This window comes from Bacteroides bouchesdurhonensis (genome assembly GCF_900155865.1).
Lineage (GTDB): Bacteria > Bacteroidota > Bacteroidia > Bacteroidales > Bacteroidaceae > Bacteroides > Bacteroides bouchesdurhonensis.
Genome location: NZ_LT707006.1, coordinates 1,866,139 through 1,889,264 on the forward strand (window position 1 = coordinate 1,866,139; position 23,126 = coordinate 1,889,264).

A 23,126-nucleotide genomic window follows, 5' to 3' on the forward strand; every position below is an offset into this window, starting at 1 on the left:
TTTAAAAAAGGGGAATATAGAATACGATCATGAAGAAATCATTGGAAAGATTTTTGCAATACACCAGCCGTAATTTTTTTAATTGCTGGCTTATCCTCGGGGTGGATACGCTGATTTCCGGCTTGTGTACCCTGTTTGCCTTTATTGGCATTTATTACATTGTGGGCATCAGCTGGAATGTTTCCCAGTTGTTACAGGTCATTGCCGTATCCTTATTGTCAAGCATAATTGGCGGCTTGCTTTTCAACACCTATCGCAACACGATCCGTTATTCGGAGATCAAGGACCTTTGGCGTATCACCTGCAGCGTCCTGTTCAAGACCTGCTGTCTTGCCGTGTATGTGTTTTTTATATTACATGGAGACCGTTTATTCGGCAGTCAGAACCTTGTATTCGTCATCTCCGACGGCATGTTCACCCTGATCTCTTTGATCGGTTTTAGAGTCATAGTCATCGTAACCTACGAGTCTCTGATCGGTATGGTCCGTAAGACCGACATGCGTGTGTTGATCTACGGTACGGATGACAAGAGCGTTGCCTTGAAGACCCGTCTTCGCAACAGCTCTCATTACAAGATCTCCGGTTTTTGTATTTACAGTCCCGATCATAGCCGCAGGATTCTTGCCGATTCCCGGGTTTATTCATTCTCAGACAAGTCCGATTTTGAGACGTTAATTCAGAAACACCGTATACAAGGCGTTCTTTTTGCCCGCTACGATTCCATCAAAGAAGAAGAGAACCGCCTTCTTGAATATTGTAAGAGCATTGGCGTGAAGACTCTGATCGCTCCCTCGATCAGCGAGGCGGATGTCAATGGTCTTTTCCACCAGTTTGTCCGCCCCATCCGTATTGAGGACCTTTTGGGACGTGAAGAGATCAAGATCAACATGGGTGAGATCGCAGCGGAATATTGTAATAAGACCATTCTTGTTACTGGAGCTGCCGGTAGTATCGGCAGTGAGCTTTGCCGTCAACTTGCCCAGATCGGTGTGCGTAAACTAATATTATTTGATTCCGCCGAGAGTCCCCTTCATAACGTCCGTTTGGAGTTCGAGAAGAAATATCCCGGGATAGACTTCGTACCGGTTATTGGTGATGTTCGTGTTATCCAACGTCTCCGTATGGTCTTTGAACTTTATCATCCCCAGATCGTATTCCATGCTGCCGCTTATAAACATGTCCCTTTGATGGAGGAAAACCCTTGCGAAGCAGTCTATGTCAATGTGATAGGTTCCCGCCAGGTAGCCGATATGGCGGTTGAATATGAAGCGGAGAAGATGATCATGATCTCTACTGATAAAGCTGTCAATCCCACGAATGTGATGGGAGCCTCTAAGCGTCTGGCTGAGATCTATGTTCAGAGTCTGGGAACTGCCATCAAAGAAGGTAAGGTCAAAGGTAAGACAAAATTCATCACCACCCGTTTCGGTAATGTATTGGGCAGTAACGGTTCTGTTATCCCCCGTTTTAAAGAGCAGATTGAGAATGGTGGTCCTGTGACGGTAACCCATCCTGATATCATCCGTTACTTTATGACCATTCCTGAGGCTTGCCGTCTGGTAATGGAGGCGGGTATGATGGGAGAGGGGAATGAGATCTTTGTTTTTGAGATGGGTGAGCCCGTCAGGATTGTGGATCTGGCTACCCGTATGATTGAGCTGGCAGGCTACCGTCCGGATGAGGACATCAAGATAGAGTTTACCGGTCTTCGTCCCGGGGAGAAACTTTATGAGGAGCTTTTGAGTACTGAGGAGAATACTCTTCCTACCTCTAACAAGAAGATCAAGATCGCTAAGGTCCGTCGTTATGAGTATGATGACGTGTTGGATTCTTACGCTGAATTTGAAGATCTTGCTCGTAATGTCGAGATCATGGACACAGTTGCTCTGATGAAGAAGATTGTCCCCGAGTTTATCTCCAAGAATTCAAGATTTGAGGTCTTGGATAATGAGGGCTTTTCGTCTGAAAAATAAATCCACCCAAAAAGGAAAATATTATGAAAATAGCAGTAGCAGGCACCGGTTATGTGGGGTTGTCAATAGCCACACTTTTGGCTCAACACAATGAGGTTGTTGCCGTAGATGTCATTCCTGAGAAGGTGGATCTTATCAACCAAAAAAAGTCACCTATTCAGGATGAATATATCGAGAAGTACCTTGCGGAGAAAGATTTGGATCTGCGTGCTACTCTTGATGGTAAGGCCGCTTATCGTAACGCTGATTTTATCGTCATTGCGGCACCTACCAACTACGACCCGCAGAAGAATTTCTTTGATACACATCACATTGAAGACGTGATTGACCTTGTACTCAGTGTAAATCCTGATGCGGTGATGGTGATTAAGTCTACGATTCCGGTAGGATATACGCGTTCACTTTATGTGAAATATGCACCTCAATTTCTTAACCAACCGGAACTCCAAGGCAAGAAGTTTAACCTTCTTTTCTCCCCGGAATTTTTGCGTGAGAGTCAAGCACTGTATGACAACCTCTATCCAAGTCGCATCATTGTAGGCTATCCTAAGATTATTGATGGATCGGAGTTTACGGAAGAGAATGCCGCAATCAATGCCATTGGTAACCCTGAGGCTGAAGAATACGCACGCACATTCGCAGTACTTCTTCAGAAAGGAGCGGTCAAACAGAATATTGCCACCCTCTTCATGGGGTTGAAAGAAGCTGAAGCAGTAAAGCTTTTTGCAAATACTTATCTCGCTCTTCGTGTATCATACTTCAATGAGTTAGATACATATGCTGAGATGAAGGGACTTGATTCACAGGCTATTATTGAGGGAGTAGGTCTTGACCCACGAATTGGCAGTCACTACAATAATCCTTCATTCGGTTATGGCGGTTATTGCTTGCCCAAGGATACAAAGCAGCTTCTGGCAAACTATGCCGATGTGCCACAGAACATGATGACCGCCATTGTTGAGAGTAACCGAACCCGTAAGGATTTTATTGCCGATCGTGTGTTGCAGATTGCTGGGGCTTACAGTTATGCCGAAGGTGCCTACGATGTAACAAAAGAGAGGGACGTTGTTGTTGGCGTTTATCGTTTGACAATGAAATCAAATAGTGACAATTTCCGCCAATCGTCAATTCAAGGTGTCATGAAGCGCATTAAAGCCAAAGGCGCATCAGTCATTATTTATGAGCCCACCCTCGAGGATGGCAGTACTTTCTTTGGATCGAGGGTGGTTAATGACTTGAAAGATTTTAAATCACGGAGTCAGGCTATCGTAGCAAATCGCTATGATTCGTGTCTTGATGATGTACGAGAGAAGGTGTATACACGTGATATCTTTAAAAGAGACTAAATATGAATATATTAGTAACAGGAGCTGCTGGTTTTATCGGTAGTAACCTTTGTTTACGTATATTAGCTGAGCAGTCCGAAAATATAATTATAGGTATTGATAATATGAATGACTACTATGATGTTAACATCAAACAGTGGCGTCTTGACCAGCTGACAAAATATGGAAGTCGATTTGTTTTTGTCAAAGGGAACATTGCTGACAAGTCGCTTATTGATAAGGTGTTTGATGAATATAAGCCAGAAATTGTAGTCAATTTTGCGGCTCAGGCTGGTGTGCGTTATAGTATCAGTAATCCTGATGTTTATATTGAGAGTAATCTCATAGGCTTTTATAATATCCTCGAAGCTTGCCGTCACAGTTATGACAATGCTGCAAAGGGGGTGAGGCATTTGGTTTACGCTTCTTCGAGTTCTGTTTATGGTAGCAATAAGAAGGTGCCTTACAGTACCGACGATAAGGTGGATAACCCTGTCAGCCTTTACGCTATGACAAAGAAGAGTAACGAGTTGATGGCACATGCCTACTCAAAGCTTTACAATATCCCAAGCACAGGCTTGCGCTTTTTCACCGTTTACGGTCCTGCTGGTCGTCCAGACATGGCATATTTCGGTTTCACGAACAAACTGTTGAAGGGCGAGACGATCAAAATCTTCAATTATGGTAACTGCAAGCGTGATTTTACTTACATTGATGATATCGTGGAAGGGGTTCTCCGTGTGATAGCAAAATCTCCAGAACGCAAGAACGGTGAGGACGGTTTACCAATCCCGCCATACAAGATTTACAATATCGGTAACAACCGCCCCGAGAATCTTCTCGGCTTTGTGCAGATACTACAGGAAGAATTAATTCGTGCCAAAGTTCTACCTGCTGACTATGATTTCGACGCACACAAAGAATTTGTACCTATGCAACCTGGTGATGTACCTGTAACATTCGCTGACACCACTCCATTAGAGCAAGATTTTGGCTTTAAGCCAAATACTTCACTTAGGAAAGGTTTAAGAAAGTTCGCAGAGTGGTATCAGGATTTCTATGGGTTAATGAAACTAGAAAACTAGAAAATCTAGTAAGGAATAAAAACTTTTTTAATCTATTTAAGGATGATAGAAACTACTCTTTTGAACTTCACCGTTGGTCCAGTTCAGGCTTGTGATGAGGTGCGTGCTATTGGCACGCTGCAAGTACCTTATTTTCGCACATTGGAGTTTTCTGAACTAATGTTAGAGAATGAAAGACTGATGTGCAAGTTCGCCAAAGCACCAGAGAGAAGTCGTGTTGTTTTTATGACCACATCTGGTACTGGTTCGATGGAGGCAACTGTTGCCAACTGCTTCACGAAAGAGGACAAGCTTATAGTTATCAACGGTGGAAGCTTTGGTCATCGTTTTGAGGAACTGGTCGAGATATACGAAATTCCTCACACAACCATCAATTTGGAATATGGTAAAGTTCTAACTGTCGAACATCTTGTTCCATTTGATAATCAAGGCTATACAGGTCTCCTCGTTAATCTTCACGAAACCTCGACAGGGGTTCTCTATGACATTGATATGATTGCAGACTTCTGTCGTCGCAACAACATCTTTCTCGTGGTTGATGCTATCAGCTCGTTCTTTTGTGATGAATTTAATATGGCAAAACTTGGAGTGGCCGTCATGATTACCAGTTCGCAGAAAGCATTAGCGTGTCCTCCAGGCATTTCGCTTATTGTTCTAACAGCAGAAGCTGTAAAGCGTGTTTACAGCCACAAGCCTATGTGTATGTATCTTGATCTCAAACTTGCTCTTAAAAATGGCGAACGTGGTCAAACTCCGTTCACTCCAGCAGTCCAGACTCTCATCCAGATAAATACCCGCTTGAAGCAAATTGAAGCAGCAGGTGGGGTTGATATAGAAGTGCAGCGTTGTGCCGACCTCGCCAAAGACTTTCGTGATCGTATAAAAGACATGCCCTTCGAAATAGTCAGTGAGTCGCCAGCCAACGGTGTCACTTCGCTCCATCCACTCAATGCTAACGCTTACGAAATCTTTAAGATTTTGAAGGATGAATACAAGATTTGGATTTGTCCGAACGGTGGTGATATGGCAGCGAAAATCTTCCGCGTAGGTCACATTGGCTACCTGACCAAGGATAACAACACTACACTCATTAATGCATTCAAAGATCTTCAAAATCGCGGATTGCTCTAATGATAAAAGTTATAACATATGGGACATACGACTTGTTGCATTTTGGTCATATTCGACTATTGGAGCGTGCCAAAGCACTGGGTAACTACCTCATAGTGGGAGTTACTGCTGACGACTTCGATAAGATGCGCGGAAAAATCAACGTACAACAGTCGTTCATGGAACGAGTGGAAGCTGTGAAAGCTACTGGACTCGCTGATGAAATCATAATCGAGGAGTACGAAGGTCAGAAAATTGATGATATCAAGAAGTACGATATTGACATATTTACTGTCGGTTCCGACTGGGTAGGTTGCTTCGATTACCTAAACGAGTACTGTAAGGTAGTTTATCTTGATCGAACGCAGGGAGTTTCTAGCACTGAACTACGCGCTAAAGAATGTGCTATCCGTCTTGGCATTGTGGGAGACTCTACAATCATTCGCAAGTTTATCAAGGAATGTAGCTATGTTAATGGTATCAAGGTGACGGGTATCGTCACTCATACACCAAGTTTTTTTGATGGGATAGCTGTCGGAGTGCCACTCTTTGATTCGTTTGAAAGTCTTGTAGAAGAAGTTGATGCTTTGTATATTATTTCAAGACCATCTGAACACTATGAACAGATACGCTATGCTTTGGAGCGTAATATCCATGTCATTTATGAGTCGCCTGTGGCCTTGTCCCTAGAACATGCCAAAAAACTTTTTTCGTTTGCTGAACAGCACAACGTGGTACTTCATGCAGGTATAAAGACGGCCTATGCTACCGCCTACGAGCGTATGATCCTCCTTGCTAAAACAGGTAAGATAGGTGATATTGTTTCGGTTGATGCAGTTTGCACTAGTTTGAGTGATATGAGTAACATGGGTGAACACGCTTGGAACAGTCTTTCGGCATGGGGACCGACTGCTCTACTGCCAGTCTTCGACTTGCTTGGGATAGACTACCTATCTAAGCAGTTTATCTCTCGATTTTCTGATAGGAAAGACGATTTCGACGAGTTCACCAAAGTATCTTTCATCTATTCCAATGCTATCGCCAGTATTAAGGTCGGTAATGGAGTAAAAAGTGAAGGTGAATTGGTCATCTCAGGCACAAAAGGCTACATCTACGTACCTTCACCTTGGTGGAAGACTGAATACTTCGAGATTCGTTACGAAGACTTTACCAATAACAAACGCTATTTCTACCAACTTGACGGTGAAGGTATCCGCTACGAAATCGTTGCGTTTGTCAAGTCCATCCAAAACAAGCGTATTAACAAAATATCGATAGAAAAGTCCCTTGCTATCTCTCGCATCATGGAAGACTTCCAGAATGGTGTGGATTTGTACAAAATATAATAAGAATAAATAATACAGTCAACTAATGAAGAAAGTTATGCTCGTTTTCGGCACACGTCCCGAAGCAATAAAAATGGCTCCGCTTGTTAAGGAGTTTCAGAAAGATAGAAAGAGTTTTGAAACTATCATTTGTGTGACTGGTCAGCATAGAGAAATGCTTGATCAAGTCCTTAATATATTCAATATCAAGCCTGACTACGATCTCAACATCATGAAGCAAGGTCAAGACTTGTATGACATTACTGCACGAGTATTGACAGGTATGCGCGATGTATTGAAAGAAGCTCAGCCAGATATTGTTTTGGTTCATGGAGATACAACCACCTCAACTGCAGCTGCACTCGCAGCGTTCTACCAGCAGATACCTGTTGGTCATGTGGAAGCTGGTTTACGTACTCATAACATTTATTCTCCTTGGCCAGAGGAGATGAATCGTCAGATAACTAGTCGTGTCGCGACATATAATTTTACACCAACTTCACTTTCGCGAGAAAACTTGCTGAAAGAGAATGTAGATGAATCAAAGATCATCATTACAGGTAATACTGTTATCGATGCACTCTATTGGGTTGTTGACAAAATAAAGAATGATGCAGCTCTTAGTACTGAGCTTGCAGAAACTCTTAATAAGGCAGGATACAATACTACACGACTTGTAAAAGGTAAGAAACTCGTTCTCATCACTGGACACAGAAGAGAAAATTTCGGTGATGGATTCATTAATATGTGTAATGCAATTAAAAAATTGACACAGAAGTATTCATATGTTGACTTTGTTTATCCTATGCATTTGAATCCAAATGTACGTAAGCCAATTCATGAAGTGTTTGGTGAGGATTTAAATAATCTTGATAATCTGTTCTTCATTGAACCTCTCGAATATCTTTCATTCGTTTATTTGATGGAGAAAGCAAACATTGTTCTCACAGATTCAGGTGGTATTCAAGAAGAAGCACCAGGTCTAGGCAAGCCAGTACTTGTAATGCGAGACACAACAGAACGTCCAGAAGCACTTGCGAGCGGAACAGTTCATCTTGTAGGTACCGACTACAGTAAGATTGTAAACGAAGTTTCAATTCTTCTTGATGATGATACTGTTTATGAGAAGATGAGCAAAGCCATCAATCCTTATGGTGATGGTTTGGCTTGCACCAGAATTGTAAATACATTGAAATAAGCATACTACAGAAATCAAATCGGACTCTTGAATAGAAATATTCAGTCATTTTAATAACTCTTTATGAAAGGTGGCTAAATGTTCGGATTAGATTTATTAATGATGAGAATCGCACTAGATATACTGCTAGTAATTATTTCTACAATTATCACCATAAGAACATATCGTAGTATCGTTTCATTCAATAATGTTTCACTTGCTGCATATGTTATATTTATATGTTATATATTCAATTGCTTACCAATAGCTTTTGATTTAATGCTTGGTATTCCCGAGTATCATTACTATTTGAGTGATTTTGGTGTTGCTGCTGCAAGCGATAATGTTTCAATGTTATATGACATTTATATGCTTGCTGCAATGATTTCTTTCTATAAGTATTATAAAAAAAATTCAGTATCCTCTTCAGAATCAGAATATACATATTCCCAAAAATACAAGATATTTAGATATGTCTTAATTTTATCTCCTTTGCTTATTTTCTTATTATTCGGAGGTAGTTTTGATAACTATGTTTATACTAGTTTACAGGGAAGAGATATCGATTCTGAAGTTTCATTATATATAAATCAATTCATGTTTATTAGTCTATATGTGTTTTGCATATGGATATTCAGTAAGAAAAACAATAAATTTACAGGATTGTGGTTAACTCTATATATGTTGATTCTTGCCATAATTAGTGGAAAAAGATTTATTGTTGCAGTGGTACTTTTATCGTATTTTTATTCTTTCATAAATTCCAATTGGAGAAATAAGAGAAAGACGAATATTACACCTGTACTACTTGTAATATTATCTCTCTTCATGGGGTTCATGATTTACTATATAACTCAAGTTAAAATCATGGGTGATTTTACAGGTTATATCTATACTCAATTAAGAGTTGACTTAGGAAGAGAAGATGTAACAAAATTTGTTCTTATGAGAGAACTTGAAGGAAAACCTATTTTGGACTTCAGAGGGCAAAGTTTTGTTTCAATGTTATTAATGATTGTGCCTCGCTTTCTTTGGGTTGCAAAACCTTGGCCTCATTACAGATATTTGACAGCTGCAATCTACTCAGAAACACCAGAAACAATTTCTTCTGGTATGACTCCATCTGTATTTGAGATGATGGTGGCGAATTTCAGCTTTTGGGGAATAGTCTTAGCAATTGGGTTAATACTCGGCATAGTAAAGCTGGGAGATAGGCTCCGAAGCACAAATAAACGTCTTATAGTTCTTTTGATTCTTATACAATTGTTTACTCAGAGCATGGATGTTCTTTTATTTTTGTTCTATTACTTTATTTTTATATGCCTTTTTGGGAAAAAAATAAATAAGAAACCGCAGGTGTTTACCTAATAATAATGATACAACTGAAAGAGACTTTAAAGTTTGTAGAGGCTAAACTTCATGGAAAAGATAATCGAGATTTAGCTAGCAATGCACTTGCTCTAACAATATTAAATGCAGTAAATTTCATATTGCCGTTATTTACAATACCTTTACTACTTAACAATTTAGGAGCTGCAAATTATGGCATAGTTAATATATATATATCATTGTATGCTATTTTTCAAAAAGTGGTTAATTATGGTTTTGAGTATATTGGAACAAGAGATATATCCATAACGAATGAGCATAATGCTCGGAATGAGATTTTCTCTATTGTTTTATCTTGTAAACTCATAAATGCTGTAGTCGTAATATTACTTTCTCTACTATATTTTATAATAGCGGGTAGCTCAAATTTAGTTATTGCAGCCATCATATCTGCTGAACTTATAGGAACAGCCTTAAATATGAATTGGCTGTTTCAAGGTTTGAAGCAGATGAAAGTAATAACAATTATTACATCTATTACAAAGCTTATATATAGTGTTTTAATAATAACTTTGATTAGGAAGGCAGATGATGTCATAATATATGCTGCTCTTTATTCATTCATATCAATTGGTATAGGAATTGCCGGCTTATTTATATCAACAGGTAAGATCTATAATTTTTGCTACATTAAATTTAAAATCAATAAATTGAAAGAGGCGTATGTAGAAGGATGGCACATGTTTTTTGCAAGTTTGTGTAGCGGTTTGGCAACCAATTTGTGTACGGTAATATTAGGTAAGTTAAAAGGAGAGGAAGCTGTAGCATACTTTTCTGCTGGTTTTAAAATTGTACAAGCTATCAGTTTAGTATTCTCTGCAATTACACAAGCTTTATATCCTTTCTCTTGTGTCAAGTTCAAAGACTCATTTGAAAATGGTAAAGCATATGTATTCAAGTTTATGAAACCTGTTTTGAGTATTATTGGAGCATCATGCTTGCTAATTACTATACTTTCTAAACCAATTTTTGAATTTATATATACTCCAATATATTGGAATTATTATCCTATAGCAATATTCGGTTCTATCTGGTTATTTTTCGGCTTTCTAAATAACTTTTTGGGAATCCAGATTCTCGTTGCAAGTAATAGAAGTTCAATTTACAGATCATTGTTTACTATTGCGACAATAATAACTATTGTATGCTATTATATGCTTATACCTTTGGGAGGTCCATATGGTTCTATTATAGCATTATTATTGGGAGAAGTGGTACTTTCAATTATTCTATATATGAAAATCAGAAAGTAAATAATTATTAAACCATCTACGAATTAAGGAGATAAACTTATAAACATACTATAATATGAACAAAGTTATTTATATAGTAAAGTCAAAACTACATTTTTACCCTCCTTGTGTTACTCAGATAAGGTTACTCAAAGAACTAGGTATCGATGTTGAGGTTCTTTTTGGTTCATGTTCCGAAACAGTAACCAAAATTCTAGACAAAGAAGGTATTCCATACAAAGAACTTTGTGACAAAAGAGGAGTTTTCAAGGGGAATTGGGATAAATTAAACAACTATTATTGTTTTAGAAGGAGTTTGAGTCAAGAATTAAAAAAGAAGAATCTTGATAGCTCAATCTTGTGGTTTGGCAATGCTGAAACATTGTTGAGTATGAAAGGTTCTTCTTTCTTGAAAAAAAATAAATATGCAATAACATTTCTAGAACTGCTTGATGACAATCCGTTTAGAATGAAATTGCTAAAGCCATTGGCTCTGAATGCAAAATTTAACTTGTCTTGCGAGGAAACAAGAGCTTATATAATGAAATTTTGGTGGGATTTGAAGACCCTGCCTTATGTGATGCCCAATAAGCCTTATGATACTCCTCAGAAGATATTTGATTTGACTGATCAGAACGCAATTGCATTACTTAATAGAATTGGTAACAAAAAGATAATCCTTTATCAGGGAATCATTAAAGAATATGGTATATTAAGTAATTTCGCTCATGCAGTTGAAAAACTTGATAATGATTATGTTTTGCTTTTGATGGGTCCAGATCCTGAAAATATATATTCAAAGATAAAAGAGATAACAACTAAAGCAATTTATTCTTCTTATATAACTGCTCCTCATCATCTTCAAGTAACAAGTCGTGCTTTTGCTGGCATAGTATTTTACAATGGTGATTCGACACTTAACCGAGCCTTTTGCGCACCGAATAAAATTTATGAATACGGAGCTTTTGGAATACCAATGATTGCAAATACAATACCGGGTTTAACACAAACTGTAGGTGCGTGTGGTGCTGCTGTTTGTTCTAAATTAACAGTTGATGAAGTTGTAAGAGCAGTTAAGGTCATAGATGAAAATTACGAAATAATGGCGAAAGCTTCTAGACATTTTTTTGAAGCAACAGACATTAAAAGTATAATGCAGGAAATAATAAATAACCAATTATCATGAATAGAATGGAAATAATTAAATCTTGGCTACATGTACGGCTGGCTTTTTTTAAGAATGTCTTACCTTTAACAATTAAATATTTCTCAGCTTATTTTAGATCTGTTTCTTATCAGCAGGTTGTAATTAGAGATGTTTTACTTTTATCTCATTCATTAGAAAAAGGTTTGATATATAATTACTCTAGACCTGATTGGGGGGTTGGTAAAGCTAACAGTCTTATTGATAGAATAGAGTATCTATTAAAAAATAGATATAACTCTAATTCGTATGAGATAAAAGAAGGTTTGAGTATTTTGGAGGTATATTCGGAAAAGACTCAGAAGAAGGCGATGATGAATAAATTGTTGAGCCTGAAGAAATTATATGAAATTTCATACAGTACTATTCCAGCAGGTAAATATGAAGTTACTTCTGCTAAAATTTTCGATTATAATGATGTAGAGTCTTTTATACGTTCTCGTCGTTCGATTCGTTTTTTTAAGGAAAATCGTGTTGATGAAAATATAATTTTAAAAGCAGTTGAAATGGCAAATTGTACACCATCTGCTTGCAATAGGCAACCTTGTAAAGTTTACTACACTAATGAATCTAGTACGATTGAAGAAATGGGAAAATACTTCAAAACGGCTTACCGTTTTGAAACAGGAGTACCTCAGTTGTTGGTTATAACAAGTTCTCTTAGTCTATTTTCAAGTGATGAATATCTACAGCCATTAATAAATGGAGGAATGTATGTTTCATACCTTTTGCTTGCATTCCATTCGTTAGGAATAGGAACAACTCCACTCGAAATGGTAGCTTTTAAATCACCAGAAAAAGAAATAAGAAAGAAACTGGGTATTAAAGGAGATGAAATTATAGTTACTGCCATTGCTATAGGTTATCCTTTGGAAGTTAATAATATTACTTGTGGCACTCGTCGTACCACCGATGGCGTAGCAATTAAATATTGATTATGAAGATTGGCATATTAACATATCATTTTTCGATTAATTTCGGGGCTGTGCTTCAATGCTATGCTTTACAAGAAGCCTTGAAGGGGTTAGGGCATTCTGTTTATGTCATAGATTATATAACAAAGGAGCAACAGGACAATACAGCATTATATCGCAAAAATACAAATTTGCAGAATGTGATAAAGAATGTGGCCCTTCTCCCATTTCACTTTAAGAGAAAAAGGAGAAATATATTGTTTGAATCTTTTAAAGATCATTGGCTTGATTGTACTCGGCATGTGGGTAACAAACAAGAATTAATTGATTTAATAAAAGAACTAGGATTAGATGCAATCTTTGTAGGTAGTGATCAAGTTTGGAATTCAACAATAAAGGACTTTGATAGAATTTTTTTTCTTGAAGGTATACCATTTGTAAAAAAGGTAGGTTATTCTGTTAGCTTGGGATCTGCCAAGAGTTCTGATTTGGTTCCATATAAAACACTAATTTTAGAATTTGATTATTTTACGACCAGAGAAAGAAGTGCAGCTATTATTATTAATGAAGTATGTAATAAGAAACCCGAAATAAGTGTAGATCCAACTTATTTGATCGATATCAGCAGATGGCAATCATTTTCTAAAGTGCAGGTAGAAAAGCAAGATACAGTTGTGTGCTATTTTTTAAATAAAAAAAAGTATAAAGAAAATCTACAGAAAGTTATTCGATATGCAAAGACTCACAACCTGAAGCTTGCGCTGTTAGACTTGAGAGTTAGCTTAAGTTCGATTAAAGCACATGGTATAATCAACATCGGTCCCCAAGAGTTTTTAAATTATATATATTCTTCAAGTGTAGTAATAACAGATTCTTTTCATGGTACGGTCTTTTCAATATTGTTAAATAAACCTTTTTATTCTATTAACAATAATTTCAACGGAAACGACACAAGAAGGTTCGAATTGTTATCTGAATTGGGATTGGCAAAACAGTATGTTACTAATTCCATGCTGAATGAAAACAATAGCTTACCAGAAATAGACTACACAGATGTAAACAGGAAACTTGAATCTATAAAAGATTATTCTTTGACCCAAATTCAGAAAATTTGTGATAGGATTAGCTAAATTAATTATATGAATATATCAATGTTATTTAAGAAACTCTTCATCTCTGGTGACTGGGAAATAGCTTTTCGTGCAAATTCTGGCGATCATTTATATCAAGTGACTTTTATGAGGATTCCAAATACAAAACAGTATTGGTTTGCTGATCCTCTTTTGTTTCAAACACGGGACAATACATATTTGTTTTGTGAGGCATTTGATCGAAAAGCACAGAAAGGCGAGTTGGGTTATTTTGAAGTAAAAGGAAATAGGGTGTCGGATTTTAAACTGATATTGAATCCGAATTATCATATGTCTTTCCCAAATGTTTTTCAATTAAATGGTAGCTATTTTATGCTACCTGAATCAGGTGAAAACTTGTGTTTGGAGTTATACGAAGCAAAGTCTTTCCCTGATAAATGGGTTAAGATTAAGAACTTGATAGAAGGTGTAAATTATGTTGATCCAACTCTCCTTTTCTTAGATGGGGAAATCTTTGTGTTTGTGTATATTGACAAGCAAGGACATTATGAAACACGAATTTACAAACTAAATCATGAAATGCTAGAACTTGAATACCACTCTTCATTTTTCTACAAAGAAAATATTGGTCGTTCGGCTGGTCAGTTTTTTATTGGGGAAGATGGCAATTTGAAACGCCCTGTTCAGTTGGGGGAAGGTGAGTATGGAAAAAAAACAGCTTTCTATGATGTGAATTACACAAATGGTGTTTTTACAGAAACATTGAATGTCACTATTGAGAACGAGAAAGTTGTAGTCAACGGTAGAAAGGGGGTTGATAAAATACATACTTATTCAAAGGTCGGAAACTACGAATCAATAGATTTTGTAAAGTATAAGTTTGACCTTTTCAAAAGAATAAAGATCTTAAATAGAAAAAGAAAACTGGTTAAACGTCATAAATAGTTTTTATCAATGGACTTAACAACAAAAATAAAGAAAAGTGCGTTCTTGTATCATGTTTATTATTATGCGATGTCGGGACTGGTGAATTTGTATAAACTATTCTTGAACGCAGATCCGAAACTCATCCTTTTTGTATGCTACGGTGGAAGACGCTATTCAGACAGTACAAGGGTGATATACGAAGCGATGCTCAAAGATGAGAGGTTTAAGGACTATACTATTTATTGGGCTTTTACTCATCCTGAAAACTACCCGAACATTCCAAATCGTATAAATATAAATAGCGTGAAGTATTTTAATCTTGCACTACGTGCAAGATGTTGGGTGACAAATGTGATGATTGAGAGAGCTTTGAACTTTAAAGGCATAAAAACATATTACTTCCAAACTACACACGGTATTTTGCCAAAGCTTGATGGAAAGGACGCAATTGGTAATAATTTTAAAACATTGGCGAAAAAGAACATCATTGACTGTTGCTTGGCCCAGTCAGAATATGAGAGCTTTGTGTATGCAGGGTTGGCTGCTATACCTATTAGAAATATGGCAGTTATTGGTATGCCTAAGAACGATATCTTTGCACATTATACAGACGAACAAAGAAATGAGTTGAGAAAGATGTTTAAAATACCTGAAGGTAAAAAGGCTATTCTTTATGCTCCTACTTTCAGAGAAGAAGCAAACTTTAAAGAAGTATTTGATTTTGATGTGAAGGTGTGGGAGTCTGTGTTAGGCGACGATTATGTGCTTCTCTATAGGGCTCATCCTGTTGTTGTATCAATGAATAAGGTTGAAAGCGATTTCTTTATAGATACAACCCATTATGAAGTTGTAGAGGATATAATGATAGCTTCCGACATACTCGTCTCTGATTATTCAGGTATCTTGTTTGATTATAGTATTATGCAGAAACCCATTTTCTTGTGGCCATATGATTTTGAGAAATATAACAAAGTACGTGGATTGTATATGGATTTGAGAAAGGAACTGCCTTATAAGATTGATCAGAGGGAATTAGCTCAAATGATAAAAGACAGTGACTTGGATGCTATTGTTAAGAACTTTGTTGTACCGTTTAAAAATAAGTATGTTAGCGAGTGTGGTGATGCGACGAGGAAATCCTTGGAATTGATTTATCAAAACATACAATAGGTGGAATGAATATTATCTATATACAAGACCAAGAAATATATCTTTGTAAAGGTAAATATTATCATGCAAAGTCGGAGCATTTCTTCACTCGTTTTCTTGTTGGAATGGCAGAAGAAGATACTCTAACGGTATATTCAGGTATCAACAAAACAGAGGATGAAAGTGTTGTTGCAAGATATAAAGATATTACTAATCTTCGTATCAAATATGTGCAAGTACCAGAGTTTAGAAAATTGGGAAATGTATTTTATATTTTCAAGATGGTGAAGGATGTTGTGAAGGATGCTGATTTTTGTTATTTACGTAGTGGTATAGCTGCTTCGTTTGCTGCTATTTATTGCAATAAACTTCGCATTCCTTATATGGCTGTTGTAAATGAAGATATATATAAGAATACAAAGAATCATTCAAAGCTAATTGTCAGACTTTCAGCCATTCCTCTCGGATTAATGACAAAATATATGGTTAAGAATGCTAACTATGCAATTTATGTTACTCAGGAATATTTACAACAACAATACCCTTGTAAGGGTAAGATATTAGGCTGTTCAGATATTGAGTTTTTGGAATTAAATGATGAAAATTTGGTTAAACGTTTAAGAAAAATAGACGCAATTTCAAAACTGATTGTTCTTGGTTCGGTAGGTTCTGTCGCCACTCGTGTCAAAGGTCAAGACACTGTGATAAAGGCACTGGCCGAATTGAAAAATGAAGGTCATATCGGTTACAAATACCAACTAGTAGGTACTGGAGATCAAAACATACTTAGAAATTTGGCAAAGAGCCTGAATGTGGAAGATATGATTGAGTTTATGGGGGAGTATAGTCATGATAATGTGCTTCGATGGTTTGAGGATATAGACATTTATCTGCATCCGAGTCGTTCTGAAGGTTTGCCTAGAACAATTATAGAGGCTATGACAAAAGCAGCTCCTTGTATATGCTCTTCAGTAGGAGGAATTCCAGAGTTAGTGAGCGATGAGTTTCTCTTTTCATACAATGGTAATGAGGTATCAGATGTAAAGAAACTTATACTTACGATGACCTGTAATAAAATGGAGATTGAAGCAAAACGGAACTATGCAAAATCAAAGAATTATGATCCTCAGTTTTTAGAGATACGTAGAAATGCATTCTTTGAAAAAGTCCTTGAAAGAGTGAAAAATAGTAAATCAAAATAATAGTAAAATTTTATATAGAAATGAAATATATGTAGAAAACTGCTATTCTGTCGTTTCTTTTTTTACAGTTGTGTGGTTTCATTTACCGAATAATGATATTGAGTTGATCACATGCCATTTGACATCAAACATAATTGGAAGGGAAGATGAAAGTAGGTCTTTTATAGACTATGGTTTGCGGATATTTGAGAACACTGACTAATGGTTATAAATTAGAGAGCGGTTGAAGTAAATTTGATAAGGGATTGTATTTTGTTATGTAAAGCCATTAATATTTGTGGGTGATTTTATGGTATAGGTGGAAGTTATACGGTAAAAACATATAATGGCGGTAATCTTGTGGATACCTAGGGAGAAGCGGATTGGGATATGGTTTTACATATAATATGCATAGTTTCCTATTAAGACTTGAGTCCATTTTGTATTCTGAGGACAAGTTTAATCTATTAGGTATTAAGGTTTTGACTGTTTGATAATATTCAGATTATCATTTAGTGGCAGATTTTAAGTTACGAAAACATCTAGGTGATAAGATTGAGGAGGAAAAGTGGGAGAAGTTAAAAGGATAAAATCACTTTCATAGGTTAACATACAGGTTGGGAACTTCGATACAGCATGATAAAGGAATTTATTTTAATAATATGATATGAAGAAACTTTTTATAGTCGTTAATGTAGATTGGTTCTTCCTGAGTCACAGAAAGGATATAGCAATAGCGGCTCAGGCTGCGGGATATGACGTGAGTATTGTGACCAATGATACGGGTAAGTTGAAGGATATTGATGCTTTAGGGTTAAAGACTATTAATCTACCTATGAAACGCAGCAACAAAAAACTAGGTGAGGAATTGAAGGTGTTTAAGTTTCTGTATGACCTCTATAATAGTGAAAAGCCTGATGTGGTGCATCATGTCGGATTAAAAACCATACTTTGGGGGGCATTAGCTGCTAAATTAGTAAGGGTGAAGGGGGTGGTAAACGCTGTGAGTGGACTGGGTATTTTTTTCTCTGAGGACAATAAGAGTTTGGTAGCTAAAGTGCTACTAAAGGTGCTAAAATGGAGTCATAACAGGAAAAATTTGCTGGTGATTTTTCAGAATGATGAGGACAAAGACATGTTCTTGAAACATTCCATTATCAGAAAGGAACAAGCTAAATACATAAAAGGTAGCGGTGTGAATTTGGAGCAGTTCTGTTTTACATCTGAACCAACGGAAAGTAAGATAAAAGTACTGATGACAGCGAGGATGATAGTGGAGAAGGGAGTGTTTGTGCTAACGGAGGCTGCGGAAAAGTTACGCCAGAAGTACGAAGATAAGGTAGAGTTTCTATTGTGCGGTGGGTTGGATGACAATCCTACATCATTAAAAAAGGAAGATATGGACAGGATATGCGATGGTGAGTACATACAATGGTTGGGTTACAGAACCGATGTGTTGGAATTACTGAAACAAAGTCATATTGTGGCTTTCCCTTCTTACTACAAGGAAGGATTGCCGAAGAGTTTGATAGAGGCTACTGCCATTGGTCGAGCTATTATTACTACAGACAACATTGGTTGCCGAGAAGCAGTGGAGGATGGAGTGAATGGATTCCTGATTCCAATAAAGGATAGTAATGCATTAGCAGAAAAACTGGATGTGTTGGTGAGTGATGGCGAACTACGCAGGCGGATGGGTGAGAATGGCAGAAAGATAGCTGAGAGGGATTTTTCTATCAACGAAGTAATAAAACGTCACTTGAATATTTACAATGAATTAACAAAATGAATATACTGATAACTGGTATTTGTGGAAACAAATCTGGTGAACACAAAAACTCTTTGTATTTCGATTGTCAGAAGGTTGTAAGAGTCTCAGTTGTGTATCATACAATCATCTCGACTTACAAAATACAATGTATGTTTACTTGTATTGGGATATTTTATGCGATTTTTGGGTGAGATTTTTTTAAGTCGTAGGGATTATAAGCCTTTATTAACATTGATCATTGTAAATAATGACCAATACTAAAAATAAGTTCACAATTAACTTAATGTATTGGAGAATCGCCTAGAGGCATTTTTTCTAAGGAATACGTCAAAAATTGACTGCTAACAATAAAATATGCTTTATGAACATCCTTATTACAGGAATTCATGGTTTTGTGGGTTCTAATCTTGTTGTGTCTTTATCAAAGGAACACCAATTATATGGTCTTGATATAGTTGCTCCTCAAAAGGAGGGGGTAATTGCAACATATTCTTGGGAAGACCTGTCTAAAGGGAAAATTCCTGAAGTTGATGCAATTATCCACTTAGCCGGTAAAGCCCATGATCTAAAGAATAAATCTCAATCGGATACTTATTTCAAGATAAATACAGGTTTAACTCAGGTAATCTTTGATTATTTCTTGGCATCAACAACAAAGAAGTTTATCTTTTTCAGCAGTGTTAAAGCTGCTGCGGATTTTGTTTCCGGTGATATCCTTACTGAGGATATTAAGCCTTGTCCGATCGGTCCTTATGGAGAGAGTAAGATTAAGGCTGAGGAATATATTCTTTCCAAGACCATACCAGCAGATAAATCCATATATATTCTTCGCCCTTGCATGATTCATGGTCCAGGCAACAAAGGAAATCTTAACCTTCTGTATAGTATAGTGAGTAAGGGGATTCCATGGCCTTTAGGTGCATTTGAGAATAGAAGATCATTTACATCCGTAGGAAATCTATGTTTTGTTATTAATGGCTTATTAACCAAAGAGATTGAATCAGGAATTTATCATATGGGCGATGATGATGCTTTATCAACAAATGAACTTATAGCAGTTGTGTGTAAAGCTATGGGTAGGAAAGCTCATATCTGGAAAATTAATAAGGGATTTATGACTTTTTGTGCCAAAGTTGGCGGCATTTTACATTTACCACTGAATCCCGATAGACTTAATAAGCTAACAGAAAATTATGTTGTTTCCAATGCAAAGATTAAGAAAGCATTAGGTATTGATAAGATGCCAATTAAAGCAGAAGATGGTTTAATTACAACCATTCGTAGTTTTCAAGTAAAATAAAACTGGATTATGGTGAAATTACTTATTATCTCAGTTCTACTTTTTGCTCTAGAACTTTTCTACTTCAAGATTGCAGACCATTTCAATATTATTGATAAACCCAATCAAAGAAGTTCACATACTAGTATAACTCTTAGAGGGGGAGGAATTATCTTCTTGTTTGGAGTTTGGTTATATGCCGTCTTCTTTGGATTTCAATACCCTTGGTTTCTTCTGGGATTGTCAATGATTGCAGTCATTAGCTTTATTGATGATGTACATTCAGTTTCTAATAAATATAGAATTATTGTACACTTTACATCGATGTTATTCATGTTCTATCAGTGGGGAATCTTTACCGAATCACGTTGGTGGATTGCACTTATAGCTTTGATTGTTTGTACTGGTATTATCAATGCCTATAATTTCATGGATGGAATTAATGGTATTACGGGTGGATATTCACTCGCAGTCTTAATACCGCTTGCAGTTATCAATTATCATACGGCATTCATTGATATGAACCTTATATGGGCCTCAATTGTAAGTGTTATAATTTTTTGCTTCTTTAATTTCCGTAAAAAGGCAAAATGCTTTGCCGGTGATGTAGGTGCGGTAAGTATTGCATTCTTGATATTATTCATTCTTGGAGATTTGATAATAACCACGGGAAATCTTTGGTATATTTTACTTCTTAGTGTTTACGGAGTTGATTCTGTTTTGACAATTTGCCATAGAATTATACTCCATGAGAACATCTTTGACGCACATAGAAAGCATGCGTACCAGCTTATGGCAAATGAATTGAAAATGCCGCATATCTTTGTTGCAAGCTTCTATATGGTACTTCAACTTGCAATATCATTTGGGCTTATGTTTGCACCAATAAATAAGTGGGTATATTTTGTGGTCGTAATTTTAGTATTGGCATTAGCATACGTGCTATTTAAGAAAAAATATTATCACCTGCACGAAGAATATCTGAAAAGTAAGGAGGCATAATTATGAAAATCAACAAACAGTTATTTGATACTCTTTTATCTCAAGCCGCAGATTCTGTACGTTTACGTCAAAATTACGACTTAAGAACTTCATCTGAAGATCAGTCACAACGTATGCTTAATGCCGTTTTACCTGGTACACAAGTTCCTATTCACAGGCATCAAAAAACAACAGAGTGTGTTTTTATCCTCAAAGGAAAAATTGAAGAGATTCTTTACAATGATAAAGGTGTTGAGTACGAGCGTTATTATCTTGATGCCAATTCGGATTGTCGGGGATGTGTTGTTCCTAAAGGTGTTTGGCATACCATTGTCGTTCGTGAGCCGTCGGTAATCTTCGAAGCAAAGGATGGTGTATTCAAACCATTGACATCGGATGATGTGTGGAATTATGAGTAAATAGAAAGGGATTTATAAGGCATCCTACCTTATAAATCCCTTCATCAATCCTACCTTATACCTCCTCAAATTCCTTCACACAATTAAAGCATGGACACTCCTTCATCGGATTCAGATCATGATGTCCTACTATCAACGCCTTCGGAAATCTTCTCCGTAACTCCCGGAGTAAAGCCAGCAGCGAACCTCGTTGCTCCAGCGTGCGTGTATCTTTAGGTACTCCGTTCATGTCCAATCCTCCTTCATAGCAAATTCCGATAGAATGCGCGTTGTGATTCAGACAATGTGCTCCGACTTTTTCCAGAGGACGGCCCCGGTGGATCTCTCCATCGCGTGTGATATAAAAATGATAACCGATATCACAGAAACCCCGATGGCGGATGTGATCTTGTCGGCAAGCCTCCACCGGGAGGGATTTTCCCTCCGGTGTGGCACTGCAATGAATGATGAACAGCGTGATGGTCCGCATAAGCCTACATGCAACTCTGTACACCTATCAACCCTCCGATAGCGGTGGCGATAGTGATGATAACTTTAACAATAAAGCTCCATTTGGAGCGGGGTGAAGATGAACTACTCATGTGATTCCGTTTTTAAGTTGATAAAATTTTAGTTAGAAGAATTAGAGAGTGGGATCAGGAGATTCACCCTCATCCGGTTTAGGGGCCGGGGTATTGCCAGAGCCTTCACCTCCCGGGGTAGTCGGTTTCTGATACTCGGTTTGCTGTTTCAACTGACTGTCAAGTTTCAGGTTGGTAGTCGATAAGTTGCCGGTAGCTCTAGCTTTGAGACGCATACCTGTGATGTTTTTCTCCAGTGAGAAATCATCCAGCGTTTCGGCCGCTTTACTGCGGATACCTACACCAAAGATTGCCAGATCGTCAATTTTTACGTTCTTGCCGTCGAGCAACAATTCTTTGATACAGCCAACCATATCTGTGAGCACACCTTTGATAACACCACCGGAATACGGAGTGTTGTGTTTAGACATGTGTTCGGCTAGCTTTGCTAAGTCGAACGTTTCGTCGGCAACCGAACGGGCGAACCACTTACCTGCGTTCACTCCTTTCTTTTGTTGGTTTTGATAAATCTTGTAACGAATCATAAAACAATAAAATTTAATGGTTAAACATCGTGTCGCGGAGATTTCTCCCTTTGGACGATACAAAGATAACTCACTGGAATTCGCGAATGTCGGTTATGCTCAGTAGTGAGCTGTTAGAGTCACTTATAGTCAATTATTGTCCCTTATTACCGGTATATAATGTTGTAAATATGGAAATGTTTAGTTAATTTTGTGACTATAAATCAGAAACTTATAAGCCATGATAGAATTCAAAATACGTGCTTATGGCCGCATGGAACTCGCTCAACTCTATTCTCCCGAACTGACTAGCATTGCCGCTTACCGGAAAATGAATAAATGGATTGCCCGATGTCCCGGACTTCAACAACGGCTGTATGACTTGGGATATCAGCCACAACGCCGATCTTATACGCCGTTGGAAGTAAGGGTAATTGTAGATGCGTTGGGTGAACCGTAAAAACCCACTGCTTTATGTAGGCTAAAGCATAGCTATAGAGATCGTAAAGC

22 protein-coding genes are annotated in these 23,126 nt (G+C 37.3%); 19 read left to right on the top strand and 3 right to left on the bottom strand.

Going from position 1 to position 23,126, the window contains the following annotated elements; genetic code table 11:
* Positions 1-29 precede the first annotated feature (29 nt).
* The 18 genes from CZ225_RS07440 to CZ225_RS07525 all read left to right on the top strand — a co-directional run bounded on the left by CZ225_RS07440 (position 30) and on the right by CZ225_RS07525 (position 21,532).
* On the top strand, positions 30-1,973 hold the full coding sequence (locus CZ225_RS07440; protein ID WP_077153598.1) for a polysaccharide biosynthesis protein: 1,944 nt from the start codon (positions 30-32) through the stop codon (positions 1,971-1,973).
* Positions 1,974-1,996: 23 nt separating this feature from the next.
* Positions 1,997-3,319 carry a nucleotide sugar dehydrogenase gene (locus tag CZ225_RS07445; protein ID WP_077153599.1) on the top strand — a complete coding sequence of 441 codons (1,323 nt, stop codon included), beginning with the start codon at positions 1,997-1,999 and terminating at the stop codon, positions 3,317-3,319.
* 2 nt (positions 3,320-3,321) lie between these two features.
* Entirely contained in the window at positions 3,322-4,383 is a 1,062-nt protein-coding gene (locus CZ225_RS07450; protein WP_077153600.1) for an NAD-dependent epimerase/dehydratase family protein, read from the top strand.
* A gap of 42 nt (positions 4,384-4,425) precedes the next feature.
* Positions 4,426-5,514, top strand: a complete 1,089-nt coding sequence (locus CZ225_RS07455) for a pyridoxal-phosphate-dependent aminotransferase family protein (RefSeq protein WP_077153601.1) — start codon at positions 4,426-4,428, stop codon at positions 5,512-5,514.
* Positions 5,514-6,839 (top strand): Gfo/Idh/MocA family oxidoreductase, encoded by a 1,326-nt coding sequence (locus CZ225_RS07460; RefSeq protein ID WP_077153602.1) that lies wholly within the window; start codon positions 5,514-5,516, stop codon positions 6,837-6,839. The genes CZ225_RS07455 and CZ225_RS07460 overlap by 1 nt, the downstream gene beginning before the upstream one ends.
* A gap of 25 nt (positions 6,840-6,864) precedes the next feature.
* Positions 6,865-8,016 (top strand): non-hydrolyzing UDP-N-acetylglucosamine 2-epimerase, encoded by a 1,152-nt coding sequence (wecB, locus tag CZ225_RS07465; RefSeq protein ID WP_077153603.1) that lies wholly within the window; start codon positions 6,865-6,867, stop codon positions 8,014-8,016.
* Between the two features lie 78 nt (positions 8,017-8,094).
* Positions 8,095-9,363, top strand: coding sequence for a hypothetical protein (locus CZ225_RS07470; RefSeq protein ID WP_077153604.1), 1,269 nt, complete (start codon positions 8,095-8,097; stop codon positions 9,361-9,363).
* 5 nt (positions 9,364-9,368) lie between these two features.
* Positions 9,369-10,637, top strand: a complete 1,269-nt coding sequence (locus CZ225_RS07475; RefSeq protein WP_077153605.1) for an oligosaccharide flippase family protein — start codon at positions 9,369-9,371, stop codon at positions 10,635-10,637.
* Between the two features lie 55 nt (positions 10,638-10,692).
* Positions 10,693-11,802 carry a glycosyltransferase family protein gene (locus CZ225_RS07480; protein WP_077153606.1) on the top strand — a complete coding sequence of 370 codons (1,110 nt, stop codon included), beginning with the start codon at positions 10,693-10,695 and terminating at the stop codon, positions 11,800-11,802.
* Positions 11,799-12,755: a nitroreductase family protein gene (locus tag CZ225_RS07485; protein WP_077153607.1), complete on the top strand. Its 957-nt coding sequence runs from the start codon at positions 11,799-11,801 to the stop codon at positions 12,753-12,755. Before CZ225_RS07480 ends, CZ225_RS07485 begins: the two co-directional genes overlap by 4 nt.
* Before the next feature lie 2 nt (positions 12,756-12,757).
* The gene (locus CZ225_RS07490; RefSeq protein WP_077153608.1) at positions 12,758-13,864 is read left to right on the top strand and encodes a polysaccharide pyruvyl transferase family protein; all 1,107 of its coding nucleotides are present in this window, start codon (positions 12,758-12,760) and stop codon (positions 13,862-13,864) included.
* A gap of 9 nt (positions 13,865-13,873) precedes the next feature.
* Positions 13,874-14,770: a glucosamine inositolphosphorylceramide transferase family protein gene (locus tag CZ225_RS07495; RefSeq protein ID WP_077153609.1), complete on the top strand. Its 897-nt coding sequence runs from the start codon at positions 13,874-13,876 to the stop codon at positions 14,768-14,770.
* Positions 14,771-14,779: 9 nt separating this feature from the next.
* Positions 14,780-15,922 carry a CDP-glycerol glycerophosphotransferase family protein gene (locus tag CZ225_RS07500; protein WP_077153610.1) on the top strand — a complete coding sequence of 381 codons (1,143 nt, stop codon included), beginning with the start codon at positions 14,780-14,782 and terminating at the stop codon, positions 15,920-15,922.
* Between the two features lie 5 nt (positions 15,923-15,927).
* Positions 15,928-17,103 (top strand): glycosyltransferase, encoded by a 1,176-nt coding sequence (locus CZ225_RS07505; protein ID WP_077153611.1) that lies wholly within the window; start codon positions 15,928-15,930, stop codon positions 17,101-17,103.
* Positions 17,104-17,749: 646 nt separating this feature from the next.
* Complete coding sequence (locus tag CZ225_RS07510) at positions 17,750-18,871, top strand: glycosyltransferase family 4 protein (protein ID WP_077153612.1); 1,122 nt, start codon at positions 17,750-17,752, stop codon at positions 18,869-18,871.
* A gap of 343 nt (positions 18,872-19,214) precedes the next feature.
* On the top strand, positions 19,215-20,153 hold the full coding sequence (locus tag CZ225_RS07515) for an NAD-dependent epimerase/dehydratase family protein (protein WP_077153613.1): 939 nt from the start codon (positions 19,215-19,217) through the stop codon (positions 20,151-20,153).
* A 9-nt stretch (positions 20,154-20,162) separates the two neighbouring features.
* Positions 20,163-21,134 (top strand): MraY family glycosyltransferase, encoded by a 972-nt coding sequence (locus CZ225_RS07520; protein WP_077153614.1) that lies wholly within the window; start codon positions 20,163-20,165, stop codon positions 21,132-21,134.
* A gap of 2 nt (positions 21,135-21,136) precedes the next feature.
* Positions 21,137-21,532 carry a WbuC family cupin fold metalloprotein gene (locus CZ225_RS07525; RefSeq protein ID WP_077153615.1) on the top strand — a complete coding sequence of 132 codons (396 nt, stop codon included), beginning with the start codon at positions 21,137-21,139 and terminating at the stop codon, positions 21,530-21,532.
* A 55-nt stretch (positions 21,533-21,587) separates the two neighbouring features.
* Here the strand turns inward: CZ225_RS07525 and CZ225_RS07530 are convergent, their stop codons facing one another.
* From CZ225_RS07530 to CZ225_RS07535, 3 genes are read right to left on the bottom strand one after another with little or no spacing between them, the layout of a single operon-like run.
* The gene (locus CZ225_RS07530) at positions 21,588-22,001 is read right to left on the bottom strand and encodes an N-acetylmuramoyl-L-alanine amidase (RefSeq protein WP_077153616.1); all 414 of its coding nucleotides are present in this window, start codon (positions 21,999-22,001) and stop codon (positions 21,588-21,590) included.
* 4 nt (positions 22,002-22,005) lie between these two features.
* Positions 22,006-22,113 carry a smalltalk protein gene (locus tag CZ225_RS23650; RefSeq protein ID WP_159106344.1) on the bottom strand — a complete coding sequence of 36 codons (108 nt, stop codon included), beginning with the start codon at positions 22,111-22,113 and terminating at the stop codon, positions 22,006-22,008.
* 41 nt (positions 22,114-22,154) lie between these two features.
* The gene (locus tag CZ225_RS07535; RefSeq protein WP_077153617.1) at positions 22,155-22,637 is read right to left on the bottom strand and encodes an HU family DNA-binding protein; all 483 of its coding nucleotides are present in this window, start codon (positions 22,635-22,637) and stop codon (positions 22,155-22,157) included.
* A 220-nt stretch (positions 22,638-22,857) separates the two neighbouring features.
* On the opposite strand from CZ225_RS07535, the gene CZ225_RS07540 reads away from it, so the two are divergent.
* Positions 22,858-23,076 (top strand): DUF4248 domain-containing protein, encoded by a 219-nt coding sequence (locus tag CZ225_RS07540; RefSeq protein WP_077153618.1) that lies wholly within the window; start codon positions 22,858-22,860, stop codon positions 23,074-23,076.
* Positions 23,077-23,126: the final 50 nt, after the last annotated feature.

Excerpts from the sequence above, each read along its gene's own strand:
- CZ225_RS07495 (WP_077153609.1), top strand. The coding sequence starts at position 13,874 with ATGAATATATCAATGTTATTTAAGAAACTCTTCATCTCTGGTGACTGG.
- CZ225_RS23650 (WP_159106344.1), bottom strand. The coding sequence starts at position 22,113 with ATGAGTAGTTCATCTTCACCCCGCTCCAAATGGAGCTTTATTGTTAAA.
- CZ225_RS07520 (WP_077153614.1), top strand. The coding sequence starts at position 20,163 with ATGGTGAAATTACTTATTATCTCAGTTCTACTTTTTGCTCTAGAACTT.
- CZ225_RS07480 (WP_077153606.1), top strand. The coding sequence starts at position 10,693 with ATGAACAAAGTTATTTATATAGTAAAGTCAAAACTACATTTTTACCCT.
- CZ225_RS07490 (WP_077153608.1), top strand. The coding sequence starts at position 12,758 with ATGAAGATTGGCATATTAACATATCATTTTTCGATTAATTTCGGGGCT.
- CZ225_RS07530 (WP_077153616.1), bottom strand. The coding sequence starts at position 22,001 with ATGCGGACCATCACGCTGTTCATCATTCATTGCAGTGCCACACCGGAG.
- CZ225_RS07500 (WP_077153610.1), top strand. The coding sequence starts at position 14,780 with ATGGACTTAACAACAAAAATAAAGAAAAGTGCGTTCTTGTATCATGTT.
- CZ225_RS07535 (WP_077153617.1), bottom strand. The coding sequence starts at position 22,637 with ATGATTCGTTACAAGATTTATCAAAACCAACAAAAGAAAGGAGTGAAC.
- CZ225_RS07505 (WP_077153611.1), top strand. The coding sequence starts at position 15,928 with ATGAATATTATCTATATACAAGACCAAGAAATATATCTTTGTAAAGGT.
- CZ225_RS07515 (WP_077153613.1), top strand. The coding sequence starts at position 19,215 with ATGAACATCCTTATTACAGGAATTCATGGTTTTGTGGGTTCTAATCTT.
- CZ225_RS07540 (WP_077153618.1), top strand. The coding sequence starts at position 22,858 with ATGATAGAATTCAAAATACGTGCTTATGGCCGCATGGAACTCGCTCAA.
- CZ225_RS07445 (WP_077153599.1), top strand. The coding sequence starts at position 1,997 with ATGAAAATAGCAGTAGCAGGCACCGGTTATGTGGGGTTGTCAATAGCC.
- CZ225_RS07455 (WP_077153601.1), top strand. The coding sequence starts at position 4,426 with ATGATAGAAACTACTCTTTTGAACTTCACCGTTGGTCCAGTTCAGGCT.
- CZ225_RS07450 (WP_077153600.1), top strand. The coding sequence starts at position 3,322 with ATGAATATATTAGTAACAGGAGCTGCTGGTTTTATCGGTAGTAACCTT.
- CZ225_RS07525 (WP_077153615.1), top strand. The coding sequence starts at position 21,137 with ATGAAAATCAACAAACAGTTATTTGATACTCTTTTATCTCAAGCCGCA.
- CZ225_RS07440 (WP_077153598.1), top strand. The coding sequence starts at position 30 with ATGAAGAAATCATTGGAAAGATTTTTGCAATACACCAGCCGTAATTTT.
- CZ225_RS07460 (WP_077153602.1), top strand. The coding sequence starts at position 5,514 with ATGATAAAAGTTATAACATATGGGACATACGACTTGTTGCATTTTGGT.
- CZ225_RS07510 (WP_077153612.1), top strand. The coding sequence starts at position 17,750 with ATGAAGAAACTTTTTATAGTCGTTAATGTAGATTGGTTCTTCCTGAGT.
- CZ225_RS07470 (WP_077153604.1), top strand. The coding sequence starts at position 8,095 with ATGTTCGGATTAGATTTATTAATGATGAGAATCGCACTAGATATACTG.
- CZ225_RS07485 (WP_077153607.1), top strand. The coding sequence starts at position 11,799 with ATGAATAGAATGGAAATAATTAAATCTTGGCTACATGTACGGCTGGCT.
- wecB (WP_077153603.1), top strand. The coding sequence starts at position 6,865 with ATGAAGAAAGTTATGCTCGTTTTCGGCACACGTCCCGAAGCAATAAAA.
- CZ225_RS07475 (WP_077153605.1), top strand. The coding sequence starts at position 9,369 with ATGATACAACTGAAAGAGACTTTAAAGTTTGTAGAGGCTAAACTTCAT.